This is a genomic window from Streptomyces sp. Ag109_G2-15 (assembly GCF_900215565.1).
In the GTDB taxonomy this organism is placed as follows: Bacteria; Actinomycetota; Actinomycetes; order Streptomycetales; family Streptomycetaceae; genus Streptomyces; species Streptomyces diastatochromogenes.
The window spans coordinates 7,855,886-7,875,976 of the sequence record NZ_OCNI01000001.1; the positions used below are offsets into that span (position 1 = coordinate 7,855,886).

The following is a 20,091-nucleotide window of genomic DNA, read 5'->3' on the forward strand; positions in this document are numbered from 1 at the left end:
GGGGCGCAGGGGTATGGGCGGGGACCACGGCGAGGCCCTTGTGGTGTGCCTGGACACCTACGACCATCACCCGCACTACAACCTGCCGGGCGCTGCCAAGCACGCCGAGGAGTTCCGGTACCTGGCCCGCCGGCTGGGCTTCACGGCCGACGGCCCGCCCGTCACGGGCACGAAGCGCGAGGTCGTAGAGGGGCTGCGCCGCTTCGCGGCCTCGCCCGCCAGACGGAAGATCCTCTACTGGATCGGTCACGGGCTCAAGAAGGGGCGGAACACCGCGGTCCTGCCCTGCCGGGACCTCGATCCGGACCAGTACGACGGCAGACTGACCGCCGAGGACATGGCCGAGCTGCTCAGACAGGCGACCGGCGACATGCTGGTGATCCTTGACACCTGCCATGCCTCGGACGTCGCACGCGAGGTGCACGCGGGCTTCTTCGACCGTGAGGACGACCACCACGGGCCCCAGCCGGCGGTCAAGGGGTCGCCCGACTTCCGCGGGGTGGGCGTCCTCGGCACGGTGCACGGCGACAAACCGGCGCAGCTCGGCGCCTGGCTGAACGCGTTCCGCCACGTCTGCGACGATCCGCGTTTCGAGTTCCGCGAGCGGCTGCTGTGGACCCCGTACGCCCAGGCCCTGCACGCCTCCGAGGTGCTCGAGGCGGTCAGCAGTGTGCTCGCCGACGAGTTCGTGTACCCGCAGTTCCACGGCGGCAGCAGGCTCGTCGGCCTGTTCGTCAACCCGTACTACGACGCGATGGCCCGACCGCTGTCCACCGCCGCCCGGTCGCGCCGGCAGGAACTGCTCGACGCCCACGTGCAGGCGATGCTCAAGAGCCGCTTCACCGGGCTGCTCGTGGAGGACGACACCAGTTTCTTCACCGGACGGCGGAACTACCTCGACCGCCTCGTCGACTGGATCGGCTCACCAGGCCGCAACGGCGCGCTGATCGTCACCGGAGGCCCGGGCAGCGGCAAATCGGCCCTGCTCGCCCAGCTGGCCCTGATGACCATCGCCAACACCCCGCAGTTCATGAGCCTTTCGCCGGCCCGCCAGAGGGCGCTGCTCAGCGCCATCGACGCCGGCATCCAGTGCCGCGGCCGCAGCGCCCTGGAATGCGCGCGCGAGCTGGCCGAGGGACTGCAGCTCAAGGAGCCCGGGGACGGCTGGCCGGATTTACGGGCGGTGATGGACGCTCTGCTGACCAAGTGCCGCGACGCCGCGTCGACGACATTCTTGGTCGACGGACTCGACGAGGCGGACCAGGCACAGATCGACTCGCTCATCGCCGACGTCCTGGTCCCGCTCTCCCACGAGCCGAACGTCCGTGTCCTGATCGGCACCAGACCCCTTTCCTCCGGCGGTGCCGCCGCGCTCCTGGACGGCTCCGTCACCTTCGACCTGGACCGGGCACCGGACCGGGACGCCGACGTCGCCGGCTACGTACGCGCCCGCCTCGGCGGCCCGGAAAGCCCGTACCGCGACGCCGAGGAGACACTCGAGGCGGTGTGCCGGGCCCTGGTACGGCAGAGCGAGGGCACCTTCCTGGTGGCGAAGCTGCACTGCTCGGCCCTGCTGCGGCTGAACAGGGCGGTCGGCCCCGAAGACGAGGAGTTCCGGCAGGCGCTGGCCTCGGGGCTGGACGAGGCCTTGGACCACGAGATCCGGGCGCTGGACACCGCCGGGCCGGGCGGGGCTCCCGCCGCCGACTGGGCCCTCGGCCTCCTGCTCCCGCTCGCGCTCTCCTTCGGAGCCGGTCTTCCCGAGGACGACGGGATCTGGCTCGAGGCGGCGCGGGCACTGGCCGAGGCGCGAGGGGACAGCCGGGTCTACGAGGCCGACGACGTCATCGCGATCCGCAGCGTCGGCGGCGCGCACATCGTGGCGCACGGTGAGGCGGGCCAGCCGGTCTTCCGGCTCAACCACGAGGCGCTCGCCAGCCATGTGCTGCGCGTCTGCGGTGTCCCGGATCCGCAAGCGCACGCCACGATGGTGGCCGTGCTCCGCCGGGTCCACGGCGAGCTGTACCGGGGACGCGGCGCCACCAACCCCTACATCGCGCGGTACGTGGCCGCGCACGCCGCCAGGGCCGGCCGGCTGGCCGATCTCCTGAGGGACGCCGAGCTGCTCGTCCGGCTGGATCCCGAGCGGCTCGTGGCCCAGCTCGACCAGCCCGGCGCGGCCGCCTCGGCCGAGGCGCAGCTGTACCGGCCCGTCGCCGAGGACCTGGCGCGCAAGTCGCCGGAAGAACGCGCCGCCCTGCTGCAGGCGGAGGCCCTGCGTCAGCAGCCGGAACTCATGCCATGGGCGCGTTCGGCGGCGCCGCTGCACTGGACGGACCAGTGGACCACGGCCGAGCGTTCCGCCCCCGAGCGCAGCCTGCGGCTGCCGTTCGGAGACGTCCTCGTGGTGTGCGCGAGCCCGGACGGCGGCCTCTACGCCGCAGGTGAACGCCTGTGGCACTGGAGCAGCACCGGTGGCCGGCCCGACCACGTGCGGGGCTACGTGCCCGCCGCACTCGGCGGAGTGACGCATCGGCTGACGGCGCTGGCCGCTCCCGCGCGGGAGTGCGGGATCGCAGCGGTGGCGGCGGACGCCGAACGCGTCCTGGTCTGGCCGCGGGACGGCCTGGGACACGTCCACGTGTTCGGCTGGGCGGCGCCAGTCAGCGCCGTCGCCGTCGGGATCGCGGCAGGCCGGGAGGTTGTCGCGACTGCTTTCGGAACCCACGTGGCCGTCTGGGAGTGGCGGGAGAGTCGGCCCCGGCATCGCGGGTTCTGGAGGAGCCGGGTGGGGGAGGTGTTCGCCACGGCCGTCACCACCGTCGGGGGCTCGCCCTGCTTGCTGGTCGGCGGCGCACAAGGGGTGGCCGCCCTGGACCCGTGGACCGGGGCGTGCCGCGGCGGGTTCGGCTCCGAAGCCGGCCGCGTCGAGTGCCTCGCCGTCACCACGGCGGGTGACCATCCCTGGGTCGCCGCGGTCACCACATCGAGCCCGCAGGTTCGCGTGTGGCGGCTCGACGACGGCGAACAGCTGCGGTCGGAGTGCGTGTTCACTGCCCGCCTGCGGCACCCCTCGGGGGCGACCGTCGCCCTGACCGACTCCGCGAAGCCGCTGCTCCTCGCGGTGGACGGCGGGCGGATCCGCCAGTGGTCCATGGAAGCCCGCCATGAGCTCGCCCCGCTGACCGGACACCGGTCCCGGCCGACCTCGGTCACCGTCCTGCGCGGCGGGCGCGGCCGCGTGGCCGTCGCCGACGGGAGCAGGGTGAAGGTGTGGGAACACGGGCCGGCAGCGGACGCCGCTTCCTCCGCCGACCGCGCGGGGCTGCCCGCGCCGGGCATGGAGCATGCCGGAGCCCTCGTGCGCACCGCTCCCGGTGAGGGTGCCGTGGCGCTCGCCGCCCGGGGCTCCGTGCGGGTGTGGGACCTTGGGGGGCGTGTCGTCCACGACGAGTCGGAGCTCGCCGCCTACAAGGCGGTGGACCTGCGCGCTGACGCCTCGGGCGCGCTGTGGCTGGCGGCCGGCGGGCGGAGCACCGCACACGGGCCCACCGTCGTCGTCCGTCGGCTCGACGGCGGCTGGGCGACCGCGCTGCCCGTGGCGCCCGGTGAGGACGGAACAGTGGGGGCGGTGGCGCTGGCCACCCGGCAGGCCGTGCAGGTCTTCGCCGCCGACAACCGCCATGTCCGGCGCTGGGACGTACGGTCCGCCACGGCCCTGCCGCCGCTGCACGTACCCAACGACATGGTGCGCAACCTTGCATTCGTCGAGTCGTCCATGGGCCGCCCCTTTCTGCTCGCCGGTGCGGGCGACACCGTGTGGCTGTGGGACGGAGAGGAGCCCGGCGCCCCGGTGCCGCTGAAGCCGTCGGAGAGGGCACCCGTCCGCGCCCTGTCCGGCACACACGACGACGACGGATACCGGCACGTCGCCGTGGCGACCGACAAAGGGGTCTTCGTCGCGCGGGAGGCCCCCCGGGGCACCATGGAACTGCGCCCGTTGAGCACGACGGTGACGGCGGTGCGTTCTTTGGTCTGCCGCAGTCTGCCGGGCAACCGCGTGCTGGTCCTGGCCGCCGACGCCTCCCACGAGCTGCACATGTGGGACGTACACGGGGAGCGGGCCACACCGGGCGTCCCCGATCGCGGTTTCGCCGTCTACCAGGTGATGGCACAGCCCGAGCCGGAGGGCTCCGGGCTCGTCGTGGCGTCCGTGGGCCTGGAACGCATAGACGTCCTGACGGTGTCCCCGCCCGGCGGCACCGCCTCGGCATGAACCCCCTCAGCCCAGCGAAGCGACGAAGCGAAGGAGAGGCAGCAGGTGGCACACGACCTTGTGGTGTTCGTACCCGGAGTGATGGGAAGTGTCCTGCGCGACGGGGACGGTCGCGACGTGTGGAACCTGTCGCTCGGCGTCGGCGGCAGGCTGGCCGCAGGCATCGAGCACTTCTTCGAGCGCATGGCACTGCCTCCCGGACTAGGCAACGAGGCGCCCGACGGGCCGTACGCCCTGACGCCCGCCGGCCTGTTGCGGGAACCGCGCATCTATCCCGGGCTGCTGCCCCATGTGGCCTACCGGGAGCTGGCCCGGCATCTGGGGGAACTGGCCGAGGGCCGGGTCGCCGTCTTTCCCTACGACTGGCGCCTGTCCAACCGGCACTCCGCCGCCCTGCTGAAGGAGTTCGTGGGCCGTGAACTTCAGCGGTGGAGCGAGGAGCGGCGGGCGGCGGGCGACGAGGAGGAACCTCGGGTGGTCTTCGTCTGCCATTCCATGGGCGGTCTGGTCACCCGCTATTACCTCGAGGTGCTGGGCGGACGGGAGACCGCCCGGTCACTGGTGACCATCGGCACGCCGTACTCGGGTGCGGTCAAGGCGGTGCGCATCCTCACCGGCACACTGTCCGGCAGGAAGCTCCTCGGGATCGGGACCAGGCTGCGTGAAGCCCTTGTGACGGCCGCGCGCACTATGCCGTCCGTCCACCAGCTCCTGCCCACCTATCAGTGCGTGACGGACCACGCCGCGGGGACGCGCCTGGACGCGGTGCCTCTCCCGGATCTCGACAGCGCCATGGTCGACGACGCCTTCGCCTTCCGCCGCGAGCTGGACGAGGCGGTGCGCCGGAACACCGCGGAGGATCTGCTGGCCGGCCGTCCCGCCCCGTATCGGGTGTTCGCCTCGGGCGGCAAGGGGGAGCCGACCGACGTCGCGCTCAGCCTGTCGGCGGGATCCCTCACCTACGCGGATCGCTTCGGCGACAAGGACCGCTGGCAGGGGGACGGCACCGTGCCGTGTCTGTCGGCCACACCGCCCGAGTGGGAGGACGGCGCCCGGGTCGACTGGTTCCGTCTCGGCCATACGGCTCTGCCCAACGACGCCCTGCTCCAGCGCCAGCTGTACGACCGCTACGAGGCTCTGGACCACCGCCCCTACCAGATGCTGGGCACGGGTTTCGGCATCGATGTTCCCGAGGCCGTGGCCGCCGGAACCCCGCTCCCGGTGACTGCGGTGTCCGAGGACCCCGGCCTGCTCCTGGAGGCCCGTCTCGTCTCGCCGGACAGCGGCGAGACGATCGAGCGACGGCGGCTCCTGCCCGACGGCGACGGCGGCTACAACGTCACGTTCTCGCCCCCGCCGGGCGTGTGGATGGTGGAGGCGAAGGCCGCGCAGGCCACCGGCATCCCCGTGCAACGGGAAGCAGTGCTGGTCCTGGACTGAAGCCATGTCTACTCACTGGCTGACGGCGCCTTCAGCGCCGGCCAGAGCTCCAGCCGGACACCCGGATCGTCCAGCGATCCCGAGGGGAACTCCTCGACCGGGCCGCGCCGCTACAGCCACCAGCGCTGAGGTTGGAGTCGTGGTGTCGCGGCAGGTCATGCGGGTCTGATGCTCAGGCCGGTCTCGGCGAGGCAGCCGTCTACGGCGCCCAACTACGGGCGCTGGATCGTCCCGTCCGCCGAGATGTGGGCGGCGTGCGAGCCGAAGTCGTCCTCCGACACGCTGGAGACGAGGTCGATTGCCTCGCCGCCCGGCTCCGGCGTGCCGGGCTCCACGATCTGGGTCGGGCGCAGGCGCCCGGACACGTAGGTGCCGTCAGCGCCGAGGGTGACTTGCAGCACGCCGCTGGTTGAGAGTGTGCCGCCGAGGCCGAGCACCTTGTAGCCGGTGAAGTTGCCCAGGCTGTAGGCGATCAGACGGCCCTTGTAGAACTCCATTCCCCGTATCACGTGCGGGCCGCTGCCCACGACGAGGTCGGCGCCGGCGTCGATCACCGCACGGCTGAAGCGGTAGCTGTCGCCGCGGTCCTCACCGAGGAAGTACTCGGTGCCGGGTTCCACGTGGGTGCGGTCCGAGCCCTCCGCGCCGGCGTGCATCGTGACGATCACGATGTCCGCCATCGCTGCGGCGCGGGCGGTGAGTCGCTTTGCGGCGGGGATGTTCGTGAGGTCATTCGCCCCTCGGTCGGGAGCGAACCCGATCAGTGCGACCCGGATGCCGCGTACCCGCTGGATGGTGATCTGGCCCAGGCGGCCGGTGAACGGCAGGTGCACCGAGCGCAGCGCGGCGAACGTATCGCGCCGCCCCTCCGCCCCGAAGTCATCGACGTGATTGTTCGCCACGTTCATGGCCGTGAACCCGGCCTTCTTGAGCCAGCGGCTGTAGGACGGCGGGGCGCGGAACGCGAAGCAGTTCGGGCCGTCGATGTACTCGCACTTGCTGGAGCCGCCGGTGGTGAGCGTGCCCTCCAGGTTCCCGAGCACCACATCGCCGGCGAGCAGGTCGTCGACCGGGTCGAAGAATGAGGCGCCCCCATCCGGCGGCAGGTCGTCCGGCAGCGAGCCCATCACGATGTCCCCCACGGCAGCGATCCGCACGTTGCCTGCGGGGCGCGGTGCCCCCGGTGCACCGGACACCGTGATCCCGCTCGTCCGTAGGGGGGCCTGGGCGGAGCCGATGGAGGCTGCGCCCTCGGAGCCGACACGGAACACCAACGCCGCAACGACCACCACACCGGACCCGACCAGGCCGAGGGCGAACAGGCGATGACGGCGCACCGCCTTCTGCCGCTCGCGCCGCTGCTGAGGACACTGTCCGCCGGACGTGATCATCGGCTCATGCTACGAAGCAGGCCCCCATCCTTCACGCAGGGTCATCCACCGGCGTGTCCCCGACGCCGTTCCCGTTCGCGCCCGACGCCGTCCGCACCGCCTCGCGGCACCGGCCGCGAGCCCAGCGCGCGTGCGTAGTGTCCGGCAAAGCGGCATCCCAACCGGTCCCGCAGACAACGTGAGCGACAAGAGGACGGACCGGACAAGCCGTGACGTGAGCGCTGTCCTGCAGTCCCTCCTGGCATCTGCGTGACGTTGCAGCGCCAGAGCCCACCACAGCGGCTACGACACCTACCGCCGCCGGCTACGGCACCTGGGCATCAGGCCGGTCACCGCCCCCGTACAACCGAGCACGGCTCCAGTCTGGGGGTGTCCATCGCTGGGGTCGTCGAAGCCGGGGCTGGCCGCGCCCTATCTCGACGACCAGGCGATCGAGGCGGCCCTGGCCATTCGCGTGGCCGAGCGCAGCACGCCCGGCCGGTACAAGCCGGTGCTCGCCGAAGCGGTGCGCGGTATCGTGCCCGACGACGTCCTGCGAAGGAACACCAAGGGCGAGTACAGCACGGACTTCCACGTCAGTCTGCGCCACAATCGCTCTGCGCTGGTGGAGCTCTTCGACGGCTCGCGGCTCGCCCGATCGGGACTGATCGACGAGGCCGCGGTCCGTGCGTCCCTGCTCGGCGTGCACCCCACCCCGGAGGGACTGCGCTCCCTCAGCTCCAGTCTGGGCAGCGAGATCTGGCTCCGTGCCCGCCCCGCACCCCCTTGCCTCCCGAGCCCCGCGACCACCGAAGGAGCACGGTGCGCCTGACCCTGCGACCGGGAGTCTGCACGACGGACACACCGGACGGCATGGTGCTGCTCGACGAAGTCACCGGCCGCTACTGGCAGCTCAACCGCACGGCGGCGCTCGTCCTACGCAGTCTCCTCGACGGCGCCGAACCACCGGATACGGCCCGCGCGCTCCGCGAGGCCTACCTTGGGCTCGCCGCAGAGCGCGCCGACGCCGACACAGCCTCGATCACGCGCGAGCTGACCGACGCCCGGCTGGTGGTGCCCGCATGAGCCAGCCGATGGTGCCCGCCGGCCTCAAGGCTGGCGCGCATGGTCAGAGCAGGGCGGCCATTACCGGCGCCTGGATCGGATGGAGGGGCATCAGGGACGCAGCGGCGGGGGTGAGAATGGCGCCGGGGCGGGGTGGCGCGCTTCCACCGCTCTGGTCGGTCACCTCACCTGCTGAAAGCGGGCATGCCGACGCGGGAGGCCCGTACGGTCGTTGCCCGGGCAGGGTTGGCCGGCGCCGGGCGGCGAAGGAGGTTGAAGCCCGGCTACGGCGCGGCGCCGGCTTCCGGCTGAGGCCGGGTCAGGAAGCGCTCCAGGCGCGCAGTTGACGGCCGATCAGGCCGACTCCGATCGCGCCGGACGCAGCGTCGTGGACCAGAGCGACTGCCTCCTTGGGCGGGTAGTCGAGCCGACACCCGTTCAGGGCCAGGTACGCCTCCGTCGAATGCCAGGCGAAGGCCTCGCCCGAGTGCTCCAGAGGCGGCAGCTTCGCCAGCGTCTGCAGCAGTGCGGCCGCCTTGAGGTACAGGGAGCCGTAGATGTCGCGTTCCATCGCCTTGGCGTTGACCCGGCCGACCGCCGCGTAGAGCGGGCCCAAGTCGTCCACCTGGGGATCACCGGGCAGCAGCTCGGCGGCGTGCAGGAGGAAGGTCACATCAAGCGGATGGGGCGGATCGTTCTGCGTCACGCCGCGTGGCCCCGCTCCTGCTGCTCCTCAAGATCACGCCGTGCCTGAAGCTCCGCGGCGCGCTGCTCCGCGCCGGAATCGGCCGCGCCGCCGCCCTCCGTGAACGCGTCGCCGCTGCGGGCGATCGACGCCCGGAACGCCTCGAGGAAGCGTTCTTCGACCGCGGTGGCACGGGCGTAGGCCGCCGAGAGGATGTATTCCTGCAGGCTGACGCCCTCCTGCCTTGCCGCGGCTTCGATCGCGGCACGCTGGGCCGGATCGGGAAAACGCAGGTTCATGGCCTTGGGATGCGACATGGTACCTATGGTACCGCCGATACCACAGACCCGACAGCCCCAGCCCCAGGCCGCAGCCCGGCCCACAACGGCAAGGGACGGTCCCTCAGCACCGCACCGGCCGCCGGCATGGCTCAGGGTGTTTCGGCTACTCGACGTTGATCGCCTCGCAGGCGATGGTGACCGTCTCAGTGCTCGGGGTGGCGTTGCCAGCGTCGAGGGCTACGCCCTCCCATCTCTGTGGGCCCGGCGCACTACATGCTTACGGCCCCCTCGATGTTGGTGTCGAGGGGGCCGGTGCGTTGGTAGCGGGGACAGGATTTGAACCTGCGACCTCTGGGTTATGAGCCCAGCGAGCTACCGAGCTGCTCCACCCCGCGTCGGTGCGCCCAGCTTACGTCATGCGCCGGGCAGGGATTACCAGGACATGTGCCGGGCAGGAGGTGCGCGCGAGGCGCTGGCAGGGGAGTGGAAGGCTGCCTCGACCGTGCACCACCAGAACGCACCAGGCAGAGTCCCGCCGGCCAGAGGTGTCTCCCTGCTGTCGCGGGCCCCGGCGGGCAAGCGTGGCGCTGGACTCCTCTACCGCGTCTCCTGACCGGCACTGTGTCGCGATGGCAGTGCGGGGCAGCGCTGTGCGGGGAACGGAGGGTCGCACGCCTGGCGCGCGCGCACCTTCGTGCATGAGGAACTTGCCTGCCTGCGAAGGGTGTCTGGGGTTGGCCGGCCTGCCTGACGAAGGACAGGACCTGGTGCGCGAGCTGGCCTGGTACTACGACAACCTCGGCGCTCTCGTGACACACGGTGTGGTGGAGACAGAACCTGTCTCCGGCTACCTGGGCGGATCAGTGATTTCGGTGTGGGAGCACATGGAGCCGCTGGTAGCGGTGGAACGGGCCTGGCGCACACAGAACGCTCTGCCGGATCCCAACCGGTGGCCACGAGTAGTTCGAGAACCTCTACCACCTCGTCCGTGAGATGCCTGCCGAGCAGGCTCGGGCAGGGACACGGCTGTGGCGGTTGCCCAGCCGCTGACGCACCGACCGCGCGTTGGGCTGTGACACGCGGTTCTCTCGGGCCCGGAGGTGGAGTGCCTCAGGCGCTCAGAGGCCCAGGTGCTCCGGACAGCCGCAGTCCGTCGCGAACTCGCTCTGCGTCTGGCGTCCCTTGGCGCGAACGCCCGGCCCCGGCCGACCGCCGAGTCAAGCTGACCGCCGCCACCGAGAAGGGCAGCCAGGTCGCCAAGGGCCTGCGCGAGTCCCTCCGCTTCGCCCGCGAGCCACTGGCGGGGCTCGTGGAGGAGCGGGTGGTGCTGCGGGGGCTGCTGCTGCGGATGCTGGAGGCGGAGCGGGCGGACCGGATGGGGTAACACGGGAGGCAACGCCGCGTAGGGGGTGCTTACCCTCCGGATATGGCCCCTCCGCGTTCCCGCCTCATCGCCATGACCGTGGCCCTCGGCCTGGTGGCGGTACTGGGGGTCGTGTGGCTGGTCGACGCGGCCCTCACCGGCGGCGGGGACACCGTCTCTGAGAGCACCACTAACCCCGCGGCCACCTTCTCGCGCACCGGCACGGCGGGTACCACCGGGCCCGACGATCCCGATGCCCCCGGCGGTGACACGCCCGGCGACACGACGACCGGTGCGGGGACCGCCTCGGCCGGCACCCAGACCACCGCTGGCGAGACGCCGGGCGGGGGACGGAAGTCCGTGCACTACAACGGGCTGCACCTCGACGGTCAGGCGGACGACGACAGCGGTTGTCTGACCCTCATCAACAAGACGGCCACCGCCATCACCGTCGACCGGGTCTCCTTCTTCGTGGTCACAGGGCCGGTGAAACCGGCGGTCCGCTCCGACGCCGCGCACTGCTATGAGGAGGGCGACGAACTCGACCCCCCGTGCGTCTCCTACCGGGTGATCGAGGGCCGGGCGTGCCTGGCCGGGGCGATCCTCCCCCAGGGCGCCCTGCCCGGAAAGTACCTGGTCAGGGCCGTGGCCGACATCAGCTTCGTGTGCGACAACACGACCGTCGACCCATGCGACAAGGTGCCGTCCTGGAACGGCCCACCGCCGAAACCGAACAATCCTGTAAAGGTCAGCGGCACGGCTTCCCCCAAGTCGGGTCTCGACCTGAACATGTCCGTCGAGGGCACCGAGCCCGAGCCGCAGCCGGACTCGTCGCCCTCCTCGCAGTACTCACCCCCGACGGACAACCCGCCCACCTCGGAGGTCACGCCCTCGCCGGACACCGACTCCCCGTCCGAGCCGGAGGAGTGATGACGGCCGAAGAGACCCAGCAGCGGTCCGTCTCGGCCCGGATCTGGAAGCTCGCGGAGACGATCGGCCCGGCGACCCTGGCGACTGCGCTGCTGTTCTACTTCGGCTTCGTCGCCACCCGCGCGCGGTACGCCTACTTCGGGGTGCCACTGGATATGACGGGGCTGACCAACCAGAACCTGATGCTGCACGGCATGGAGGTGGTCTTCGTCCCCGCGGCGATGCTCTTCCTCGGTGCGCTGGCGCTCGTCGGCATCCACACCCTCGTCCTGTGGCAGCTGTCCCGCAGCGGGGAGGGCACAGGGAGCGAGGAGGGCTCGGAGGGCACCTCGTCCAGCGTCAACGCCTTCCTCGCATACGCCTTCGTCCTCGTCGGCGTCCTCCTCATCGCCCGAGCGCTGATCGGCATCTTCATCCAGGGGCCCGACGTCAGCGTGGTCATCGGGGCCACCCCGCTCGCGCTCGCCTTCGGGCCGGTCGCTGTGGCGTACGGGGTGTGGATCCGCGACCAGCAGCGCGAGAGTCCGCTGCTGCCGCAGCATCTGGCCAGGAACGGCGTGCTGTGCGCGCTCGCGCTGACCGTGGCCGGGCTGTTCTGGGCGTCGACCCAGCTGGCGTGGGCGTACGGCACGGGCCGGGGCGAGGAGGACGCGGCCGACCTGCGGGACCGGCCCGAGGTCGTGGTCGACACCAGGGACCCCCTGGAGGACGTGCCCACGGGGGTGATCGCCCGGCGCCTCGGCGCGGCCGGGGCGAGCGCGGGGGCCTTCCGCCACCGCTACCAGGGCTTCCGGCTGCTGCTGGCCTCCGACGGGCGGCTGTTCCTGGTCACGCCGGACTGGGTACACGGCCGGGACCGGACGGTCGTCCTGCCGTACGACAGGGACATCCGGGTGCAGTTGATGCCCCAGCCCTGAACGCCCGACCCCGCGCGCGGACCTCCGACCAGGCATCATGGGTGGTTCAACTGCGCCCGCTGGCTGGGCCTACACGCCGTGGCTCTGATGGGCGAGGAGCATGGCCGTGCTCACGCAGGTCCCGCACGACCGCCAGCGCCACCAACCTGAGCCCGCTCACCTTCGGCCCGACTGCACATCGGTCGGACGAAGTGAGAACGCTTCAGGAATCCCGAAGTCACGTCACAGGGCCGCAGAGCACACGAAGGAGAAAGAACCCACTGGGCACGGGGCGTGGGAGTCAGCCGGGCTCAGAGGAACTCGCGGGATGTCGCACAAAGATCCATAAGGCGGGTTGAGAAACGGGCACTGACCTGGCGGCCAGCCGGCGCACGCCCTACGCCGACATCACCGAGGGATGCCCGGCCACGGCGGGAGCGTGATCACTGGAACCGTACGAAAAAGCGGCGCGGTTCGCACGCTCATCGGTGGGGGAGAGTGGCCGTCGCCCGCGGGTGCGCTCGTCTGCCACTCGGCGCATGTGCGGGGGCCTGCCAGCGTGTGAGCTGCGAAAGCTGTCTGACCGGCTTTGACAGGACAGCAGGGCTTGGCGGTCCTGCGCTTCGATCGCATGCCGCGCGGGATCGCTTCAATGTTGTTGTCCGCCCCCGCAGGGGATTCTGCCTCCACGGCCGTTCACGTGCAGCCTCCCAGCACCAGTGCTGGCGGCAGACGTAGGCTGATGCATGCCGATGTGCCAGGTCCTCCTGGCCCAGTGGGGCTCGGCCAGTGAGATCCGGGCCCCACACCCCCCAGGACGGGAAGTGGGAGCGGGCGGTCGCGCTTTGAAGAGCCCACCGCTGCTGCTCCCGAGTCCGGCGGGCGCCGAGCGCCCCGTCGACGCCCAACCTGTCGGCGACACCAACCGACGTACTCCTGGCGGGTCTTGCCCGTTGCTCTCTGGTGAGAGCCGGTTTGGCCGTGTAGCGTCGCTGTCAGATGTTCTGGTTCGCAGTGCCCGCCCGCGCTCCGGCGTGGGCGCTTTGCTGTGCGGGACCGGGGCGTCACCTTCGGGTCCGCGCGGTGCGGGTCCGATCTCGACCGGAAGGCTCAGCATGGCCAGCGGAACCGTCAAGTGGTTCAACGCCGAAAAGGGTTTCGGCTTCATCTCCCAGGACGGCGGCGGGCCGGACGTCTTCGCGCACTACTCCAACATCAACTCGAGCGGCTTCCGTGAGCTTCAGGAGGGCCAGAAGGTGACCTTCGACATCGGCCAGGGCCAGAAGGGCCCGCAGGCGGAGAACATCACCCCCGCCTGACCCGTCCGGCCTCGTGCGGCTGCAGGTCCCGGAACACCTCCGGGACCTGATCCGTGTCCGCACCCATCACCCTGGTGGCGCCCGCTCCCGCCCCGCGAGCGGGTGTTGGGCCATTCCCTTCCCATCACGGCTCTGCGGGCAAGCCGCTCAGAGGGGGACCGCGGAAGTCTGCCCACGCTCCGGACCATCTCCGCGAGTGCCGCCGTCTCCCGTCCAGGAGGCGAGGCTGACGACGCGCGGCGTTACGCGAACGCCGGGACTTCCTTCGGGTTCGGGCCGTACTTGTTCGCGCCCGTCTTGCCGTCCTCGGAGCAGATGACCAGCAGGATGATGGCGCCGAATGTCGGGATGAGGTGGATGAGGATCCACCAGCCGGAGCGGCCCGTGTCGTGCAGTCGGCGGACCGTGACGCCCCAGGTCGGCAGGAGGAACACGACGACGGCGATGCCGAGGCCGGCGAGGAAGGCCGACGAGTGGGTCGCGACGCCGATGCCGCCCAGCACGCCGTAGGTGATGTATGTGAACAGCACGAACAGCCAGAACTCCTTCCGGCGTGCCCGGCCCTTGAAGACGGCGTACTTCTTCAGTGCAGCGATGAACCAGCTCACTGTGTCCCCCCAGGGTGATTGACGAGGGCCCCTCCGAAATGGATCAGGCCAGACGGAGAGGGTAAGGGGTTGGCAGGGTCGCGTCATTCGCGGGGTCGGTGGCACCCCGCGGCGAGCCCTGCACAACGACCGCGAGGCAACACCCCCCGCGCGAGGCGCGGGTGGAGCGGCGCTGACGACTGATCGAACCGGGGCTGACGATCGCCGCCGCCCAGGCCGGCACGCCTTCCTGGTCCATCTGCCATGCCACCGGCCTTCCTCTTTGATCTCCAAGGTGGTGTGCTTGTCGTGGCTCTTGCTGACTTCGGTCGACTCGGTGGTGACCTTGGACCACTTGAACGAGGCAGTTCGCTTGACCTCAACGCCCCTGATGTTGACTTCGGCCTCCGCGGTCAGGCCGAACTCCAGGTCCGCTGGGGCGGACGCCACCTCGACTCGGCGGCCCAATCAATCCACTGCGATGAAGGCGAACCAAGCATCAGGCCGACATCAGGGGCGGGACTGGCCTCGTGATCGCGGCAGCCGGCAGCAGAACGTCAGGTTCGGCGCCTGGATCCTCGGTGATGACGAGGCCAGCCGCGTCGATGTCGAAGCCGTTCGGCCAGATGGTCAGGTCGCTCGCCAGCGCGCCTTCGAGTCTCGCGTGCCGCAGGTCGGCGCCGCCGAGGTCGCAGCCCCGCAGATCGGCCGACCGCAGATCCCCACGGACGAACACCGCCCCATGGGCCCGAGCCTTGCGCAGGTTCGCCTCCCTGAGGTCCGCACCGGAGAAGTCCGCGTCCCGCAGGTCGGCCTTGACCAGGCGTGCGCCGCGCAGATCGGCGTCGAGACACCGCACCTGATGGAGTATCGACGTCCCGAGTTCGGCATGCCGCAGGTTGGCCTCGATTAGTGACGCCCCGCTCAGGTTGACCTGATACACGCTCGCCGCTTCCAAGCACGTGGCGTCGAGGTTGACGCCGTTCAGCCACAGCCCGTCGCAGTCGGCTCGACGAAGGTCGGTGAAGCTGACGTTGACCCACCCCGGGCTGCGTTCCTGGCCAAGCACCCCCAGGCAGGTGAGCGCCACCTGAGCATCGGCGGCACGGGTCTCCAGCGGGCGCACTGAGTTGATCGACACGTCCGCGGCCGGAGCGCCCGGCTCCTGCGGCGGCCACGGCAGATGCGTCCGAAGGTACGCTGCCATGATCGAGATGACCGCCTCGTGGTCACGGGCGGAATGGTCCGCGATCCGCCACAGTGCGTAGAGGCCGCCGATCCGCACGTCCAGCTTGTCGCTGCCGAGCTGATCCACGGACCGGCTGAAGCGATCGGTGACCTGGCCCTCCCGAGTGGCGTTCAGCCCGTCCTGGTTGACACGCAACTGCCGCCAGGTGGCGTAGGCACCGAACAGGACGACTGCGCCACCGATCGCCTGCAGGAGCGTGGTGCGCACGTTGTTCACTGCGTTCATCCGGTCCGCGGCGGCGAGGTGGGCACCAGCGACATCGTGGTCCACCACCATGCCTGGAAGGACCAGGAGCACGACGAACAGCACGGCAAGTGCTGCCACCACGACCGACGCCATGGCGACCGCCCGAGTTACACGCCAGCGGCTATGAACGGATCCCCCCATAGCATCGGATCCTAGAGCAAGGCCGAACCCGGCGAAGCTATGTGGTCACGGCACTAGCTACCTGCGCCAGTTCCTCACCTGGGCAGCCGTGCAGGGCGGTCTGCTGCACGATCGGGTGACGAATCTGACCTGCCCCACCTCTCAGGTTCCAGTTCTGCTGGCTAACTGACGGCCTTCACGAAAGGCTGCCGGACATGCCCCGCGCCTACCCCGCTGAGTTCCGCGCCCGCGCCATCGGAGCCCTCCGCATGGCCGGAGTGCAGAACATAGCGGCCGGCCTCCGCCGCAACGCCCGCAACCCTCACCGACCCCTCTCACTCCTCGGCCTCGGATGACCACGAACCGAACGTCATGCAACTACGCCGAAGCCTGGGGCCTACGTGACCACGGAACGGCATCCCACCAGGACTCTGCCACCGGCCTACTCGCCCGGCGGAACTCGAACGAAGCCATCGGTCCAATCGTCCTCATCGAGCTCGCAAGCATCGAAGTAGAAGCACTCCGGTTCATCACGGAAGCCCGGCAGAAGTCGAGCCTGACGCAAACGCTCTTCAACCCGTTCGAGGGTTGAGTAGATACCGAGCAGCTTCACGTCGTCGCCGTCCGCCTCATCGCAGAACACGCCGCTCTCATCGACGTGCACTGTCGAGCCGTCGTCGCCGGCTTCGTTCTGGTGGCCGACATGCCACAGCGGATACACGATCACGGACGCGACGCTACCAGCACGCGAGTTCGTGGGGCCTGCGACGTTCGGCGCCCCTCACCTCCTGGGACCCCACGAACACAAACCGGGCATCACGCGACTTCGCCGAGACCTTGACCGCCGCCCCTCGTCCTAACCGTCGGCTGACCACTGGCCGCACTGCGCGGTCAGCGGCTCAGGACGGGCACACCGTCCGAGGTGACTGGCCTGCAGAGTACGCTGCTTGTTCTTCGGCAGTGGGGTTCCGGTCGATGGACTTGCAGATCTCTCTGATCGCTGCAGTTTGGTCAGGCAGCTTCGTGTCCCACAGCCGGACCTTTCTGTCTGCGCTGGTGGTGGCCAGGGCGTGCCCGTCAGGGTGAACGCCAGCGCGAACACGTAGTATCCCTCGCTGATGCGAGTGGTGCGGATGCGGCCGATCGCCGTATCCCACAGCCAGACTGTGCTGTCGATGCTGCTAAGCCCTGTCCTGTCGATCTCGGCCGTCAGTGGTCACACTCCGATGAAGCTCACCGTTTCCGTCATGTCCGCCCGCCCGGTACGCAGCCTTGGCACGCCTTCCTTCTCAAATCCCACTGAGATGCCGCAGTACAGCACAAGCTCGTCATCGGCTCCGACTGTTCGGCTGACGGTCTTGCGGTACATGGTCCACATCACCTGGGGGCAGCTGTGCAACCCTTCCGCCCTCAGCAACAGCATGACCGTCTGCAAGTACATCCCCGCATCACCCCACTGTCCGGGCCCCATCGTCCGGTCGAGGTAGCAGAACAAGACGACCGGCGCTCCGAACGCCTCCGAGTTCAAGGTAGCGATCTTCTGGGGCCGGTCGGGGTCGTCGCGCTCGATCCCCAGCGCTTCGTATCGCTGAGCCGCCGCAGCAGAGAAGCGGTCCAGATACGGCGAGGTCAGTTCGTCCGGGTACATCGGATACTCCCGATCATCACCCGGGTCTCCCGCCAGTGCCCTGGCCGTCGCGCGCCTCTTCAGTTCGGCCAAGGGTTCGCCGCTCACGACATACATGTGCCACGGCTGGAGGTTCCCGCTGGACGGAGCCCGCGTTGCTGCGGTCAGCACTCGTTCGAGGACCTCCTTGGGCACCGGCTCATCGCTGAACGCCCGTACGGCCCGGCGGCTGTCGACGGCCTCATACACATCCACGTCTTCGCGTCCTCTCATTCAACCGGGCCCCTCCACCGTATTCAGCGGTCAGGACCGAGCATCGCTGGGGGCTGGACGACGTTCCGACGATCAGTCAGTCGTTGATACGACTATGGGGAGTAGGAGTGATCTGACAGATGCCCAGTGGGAGCGGCTGGAGCCGCTTCTGCCGGTGAGCAACGGGCGTTGCGGCAGGTGGCGGGACCATCGTCAGGTCGTGAACGGGGTGCTGTACCGGATACGCACGGGCGTGCAGTGGCGCGATTTGCCGGAGCGGTTTGGACCGTGGAAGACGGTGCACGAGCGCCATCGCCGGTGGTCGGCGGACGGAACGTGGGAGATGCTCCTGCGGCGGATCCAGGCCGAGGCGGACGCGGCCGGCGAGATCGACTGGGACGTCTCGGTCGACTCGACGTCCGTGCGCGCGCACCACCACGCCGCCGGCGCCCGGCATGCTCCGCCGCCATCCTTCAAAGGGGGCTCTGTCCAGACGGTCAAAGTCGCTCGGGTCCGGTCGGAACTGATCGACCGGCTGGCGGAGGTGGTGCGGGAGGTGAGGCGCTCGGCCGCTCGCGTGGCGGGTTCACTACCAAGATCCACCTGAGTGCGGACTCGCGGGCCGCCGAGCCGACACCGAGTCCAAGCGTCACGCCGACCGCGGAACCGACGCCGACGTCCACCCCCACGGTCGACGCCACACCCACGCCGACCACGGATCCGTCGCAGGTCGCCGACAACGTCACCTACTGGTTCAATTCCGGGGGCGAGGACCGGCTGATCAGCGTGATCCGCCGGTCCGCGGAGCTCCAGGCGGACCACGACCGGGGCGGGGGCTTCTACGACTTCAGCGGCTACTTTCCCACCGTTCAGGGCGCTCAGAAGAATCAGCCCATCCCTGACAGCAAGACTCAGGCCGCATGGTCGACAGCCCTCAAGCACATCAACAACGGCGCGGGCAATGTCTACGAGGCGTTGCCGCACCTCGGTGCTGTTCAGACCATGAGTCCCAAGCAGGAAAAGCAGGAGGCACGGGGCTGGAAAGAGTTCGGCGAAGGCATCAAGGGCCTCAAGGCGGTGCAAGCACGACTTCACCGCAACTTCGGCCTGGAACTGCGGACGGATCCCTGGGAAGTTCTGACTGAGGCTCAGTAACGGTGTGTCAGGTCACGGTAGCTGATGGCCCCCTCCCCGAGCAGCAGGTTCACCAGCGCCGCGGCCAACTCCTGGTGGCCGGGGGACCGGCAGAGGAGCCAGAGCCTTCCGTTTGCGCACGGCGTAAACCACGGCGCCGTACAGCACAGGACAGAGCGTGAGCACGGCCGGCGAACTCACCATGAGTACTCCCGGGCCACGCCTTTGGGCAGCCCCGCCGCCCCTGACTCGGGACCACAGGTCTGGGCCGAGTGCAACTGGGGGGCCAGGGTGACGACCGCGACGACGGCCACCGTGACGAGCCAGGTCGTGTAGAGGGCCGTCGGCCGTACCCGGCGATGAGAGACCGCCGACGTGATCCGTGCGGACGCCGAGCCCGCGGCAAGCGCGGCCAGCAGACTCGCGGGCAGCACACCGACGCCAGCCAGCCTTCCGCGAACGCCCGGACTGCGCCGGCATGGTGAGCACGTACGACTTGAGCCACTCTGCCTCCACCTCGCACCGCCCGCACGGTGCGGAACGTCCTGACCAGAACAGGCCGTTTCGGTGCAGCGCCGGTAAGCCTGTCGCAACCTGCCCCGCCGGGGCATCGGTGCAATCACATAGACCGGTACCCAACCGGCGCGCGGATGCGGACCCTCTGCCCAGGCCCATCGAGGGTTCCAGCCAAGGTGAGTCCAAAACCAGCCATGGGGTGATCTTGAAGTCCTGAGCGCAGGCCCTGGCTCTACCTGCGCCGGCAGAGGATCGGAAGAGCAGAACCGGGGACAGAGCCGAGTTTCCGGTAAAGGCGACGTGGCGACCGGGTGTGGCGGCCGGCGTCACCATGGTACGGGGCGGCCGTCCGGTCCCTTGCCGAGCAGCACCCGGTCACCGGTGACCAGGGTGACCGCGACGGGCCGGGTCGAGGCCGTGGTGCCGGCCTCGGCGAAGTGGGGGTCGGACACGGCCGACGCGGTGGCGACGGCCGGTGGCAGTCCGCTGAGGGACAGCACGCCGGCAGCGGCGAGAGCCATCGCCGCTCTTCGTGGAGTGTGCACGGAAGGGTCCTCCAGGAGGATGAACGGGAGGCGTACTGCCGTCGGAACCGGGTCGCGGCTGGTCGGCGGCAGGGGTCTCCGGTGGGTGAACGCGACCGGCCTGACGGTTGGTCACCGCCGGTGCCGGCGCGGGCAACCCTTCCTGCGCCACGGGGTGATCAAGTAGCCCGCGGTGGGACCTGGCGTCCAC

The 20,091-nt window shown here is 70.0% G+C and carries 17 protein-coding genes, 1 tRNA gene and 2 pseudogenes; 10 read left to right on the forward strand and 10 right to left on the reverse strand.

Going from position 1 to position 20,091, the window contains the following annotated elements; all coding sequences use genetic code 11:
- The first annotated feature begins 13 nt into the window (after positions 1–13).
- Together CRP49_RS35515 and CRP49_RS35520 are read left to right on the forward strand one after the other, a co-directional pair.
- A complete protein-coding gene (locus tag CRP49_RS35515) occupies positions 14–4,276 on the forward strand; it encodes a caspase family protein (RefSeq protein ID WP_097257000.1) in 4,263 nt (1,420 codons plus the stop codon).
- Between the two features lie 45 nt (positions 4,277–4,321).
- Entirely contained in the window at positions 4,322–5,716 is a 1,395-nt protein-coding gene (locus CRP49_RS35520; protein ID WP_097257001.1) for a hypothetical protein, read from the forward strand.
- A gap of 212 nt (positions 5,717–5,928) precedes the next feature.
- On the opposite strand, the gene CRP49_RS35525 is transcribed toward CRP49_RS35520, so the two are convergent.
- Positions 5,929–7,107: a CapA family protein gene (locus CRP49_RS35525; protein WP_097257002.1), complete on the reverse strand. Its 1,179-nt coding sequence runs from the start codon at positions 7,105–7,107 to the stop codon at positions 5,929–5,931.
- A gap of 454 nt (positions 7,108–7,561) precedes the next feature.
- On the opposite strand from CRP49_RS35525, the gene CRP49_RS35530 reads away from it, so the two are divergent.
- A complete protein-coding gene (locus tag CRP49_RS35530; protein ID WP_373560382.1) occupies positions 7,562–7,918 on the forward strand; it encodes an asparagine synthase-related protein in 357 nt (118 codons plus the stop codon).
- Entirely contained in the window at positions 7,909–8,172 is a 264-nt protein-coding gene (locus CRP49_RS35535) for a lasso peptide biosynthesis PqqD family chaperone (RefSeq protein WP_107487128.1), read from the forward strand. Before CRP49_RS35530 ends, CRP49_RS35535 begins: the two co-directional genes overlap by 10 nt.
- 298 nt (positions 8,173–8,470) lie before the next feature.
- Here the strand turns inward: CRP49_RS35535 and CRP49_RS35540 are convergent, their stop codons facing one another.
- From CRP49_RS35540 to CRP49_RS35550, 3 genes are all read right to left on the reverse strand, one after another.
- Positions 8,471–8,857, reverse strand: coding sequence for a fic family toxin-antitoxin system, toxin component (locus CRP49_RS35540; protein ID WP_097257004.1), 387 nt, complete (start codon positions 8,855–8,857; stop codon positions 8,471–8,473).
- The gene (locus CRP49_RS35545; RefSeq protein ID WP_257033611.1) at positions 8,854–9,153 is read right to left on the reverse strand and encodes a DUF1778 domain-containing protein; all 300 of its coding nucleotides are present in this window, start codon (positions 9,151–9,153) and stop codon (positions 8,854–8,856) included. Before CRP49_RS35545 ends, CRP49_RS35540 begins: the two co-directional genes overlap by 4 nt.
- Positions 9,154–9,435: 282 nt before the next feature.
- Positions 9,436–9,512 (reverse strand) — tRNA-Met (locus CRP49_RS35550).
- A 797-nt stretch (positions 9,513–10,309) separates the two neighbouring features.
- On the opposite strand from CRP49_RS35550, the pseudogene CRP49_RS35555 reads away from it, so the two are divergent.
- The 4 genes and pseudogenes from CRP49_RS35555 to CRP49_RS35570 form a co-directional block, all read left to right on the forward strand.
- A pseudogene (locus CRP49_RS35555) lies at positions 10,310–10,501 on the forward strand (MarR family transcriptional regulator); the annotation flags it as partial.
- 42 nt (positions 10,502–10,543) lie between these two features.
- Positions 10,544–11,410, forward strand: a complete 867-nt coding sequence (locus tag CRP49_RS35560) for a hypothetical protein (protein ID WP_097257005.1) — start codon at positions 10,544–10,546, stop codon at positions 11,408–11,410.
- A complete protein-coding gene (locus tag CRP49_RS35565) occupies positions 11,410–12,327 on the forward strand; it encodes a hypothetical protein (protein WP_257033612.1) in 918 nt (305 codons plus the stop codon). Before CRP49_RS35560 ends, CRP49_RS35565 begins: the two co-directional genes overlap by 1 nt.
- A 1,094-nt stretch (positions 12,328–13,421) precedes the next feature.
- Positions 13,422–13,625 carry a cold-shock protein gene (locus tag CRP49_RS35570; protein ID WP_097257007.1) on the forward strand — a complete coding sequence of 68 codons (204 nt, stop codon included), beginning with the start codon at positions 13,422–13,424 and terminating at the stop codon, positions 13,623–13,625.
- Between the two features lie 242 nt (positions 13,626–13,867).
- Here the strand turns inward: CRP49_RS35570 and CRP49_RS35575 are convergent, their stop codons facing one another.
- The 4 genes from CRP49_RS35575 to CRP49_RS35590 form a co-directional block, all read right to left on the reverse strand.
- A complete protein-coding gene (locus CRP49_RS35575; protein ID WP_097257008.1) occupies positions 13,868–14,233 on the reverse strand; it encodes a DUF805 domain-containing protein in 366 nt (121 codons plus the stop codon).
- 478 nt (positions 14,234–14,711) lie between these two features.
- Complete coding sequence (locus CRP49_RS35580; RefSeq protein WP_097257009.1) at positions 14,712–15,800, reverse strand: pentapeptide repeat-containing protein; 1,089 nt, start codon at positions 15,798–15,800, stop codon at positions 14,712–14,714.
- Between the two features lie 469 nt (positions 15,801–16,269).
- Complete coding sequence (locus CRP49_RS35585; RefSeq protein ID WP_097257010.1) at positions 16,270–16,554, reverse strand: hypothetical protein; 285 nt, start codon at positions 16,552–16,554, stop codon at positions 16,270–16,272.
- A 489-nt stretch (positions 16,555–17,043) separates the two neighbouring features.
- Positions 17,044–17,709, reverse strand: coding sequence for a nitroreductase (locus tag CRP49_RS35590; protein ID WP_097257011.1), 666 nt, complete (start codon positions 17,707–17,709; stop codon positions 17,044–17,046).
- A 112-nt stretch (positions 17,710–17,821) separates the two neighbouring features.
- Between CRP49_RS35590 and CRP49_RS35595 the strand changes: the two are divergent.
- Both CRP49_RS35595 and CRP49_RS47110 read left to right on the forward strand, forming a co-directional pair.
- Positions 17,822–18,327, forward strand: a pseudogene (locus CRP49_RS35595) (IS5 family transposase); the annotation flags it as partial.
- Between the two features lie 165 nt (positions 18,328–18,492).
- A complete protein-coding gene (locus CRP49_RS47110; protein WP_179851855.1) occupies positions 18,493–18,861 on the forward strand; it encodes a hypothetical protein in 369 nt (122 codons plus the stop codon).
- A 176-nt stretch (positions 18,862–19,037) separates the two neighbouring features.
- Here CRP49_RS47110 and CRP49_RS35600 read toward each other — a convergent pair whose 3' ends face one another.
- Complete coding sequence (locus tag CRP49_RS35600) at positions 19,038–19,274, reverse strand: hypothetical protein (protein ID WP_257033613.1); 237 nt, start codon at positions 19,272–19,274, stop codon at positions 19,038–19,040.
- 408 nt (positions 19,275–19,682) lie between these two features.
- Entirely contained in the window at positions 19,683–19,877 is a 195-nt protein-coding gene (locus CRP49_RS35605; RefSeq protein WP_097257013.1) for a hypothetical protein, read from the reverse strand.
- Between the last annotated feature and the right edge of the window lie 214 nt (positions 19,878–20,091).

What these genes read in the sequence shown, in the direction of transcription:
- CRP49_RS35515 (WP_097257000.1), top strand. Translation starts at nt 14, where the DNA reads ATGGGCGGGGACCACGGCGAGGCCCTTGTGGTGTGCCTGGACACCTAC.
- CRP49_RS35525 (WP_097257002.1), bottom strand. Translation starts at nt 7,107, where the DNA reads ATGATCACGTCCGGCGGACAGTGTCCTCAGCAGCGGCGCGAGCGGCAG.
- CRP49_RS35605 (WP_097257013.1), bottom strand. Translation starts at nt 19,877, where the DNA reads ATGGCTCTCGCCGCTGCCGGCGTGCTGTCCCTCAGCGGACTGCCACCG.
- CRP49_RS35545 (WP_257033611.1), bottom strand. Translation starts at nt 9,153, where the DNA reads ATGTCGCATCCCAAGGCCATGAACCTGCGTTTTCCCGATCCGGCCCAG.
- CRP49_RS35560 (WP_097257005.1), top strand. Translation starts at nt 10,544, where the DNA reads ATGGCCCCTCCGCGTTCCCGCCTCATCGCCATGACCGTGGCCCTCGGC.
- CRP49_RS35565 (WP_257033612.1), top strand. Translation starts at nt 11,410, where the DNA reads ATGACGGCCGAAGAGACCCAGCAGCGGTCCGTCTCGGCCCGGATCTGG.
- CRP49_RS35570 (WP_097257007.1), top strand. Translation starts at nt 13,422, where the DNA reads ATGGCCAGCGGAACCGTCAAGTGGTTCAACGCCGAAAAGGGTTTCGGC.
- CRP49_RS35580 (WP_097257009.1), bottom strand. Translation starts at nt 15,800, where the DNA reads ATGGCGTCGGTCGTGGTGGCAGCACTTGCCGTGCTGTTCGTCGTGCTC.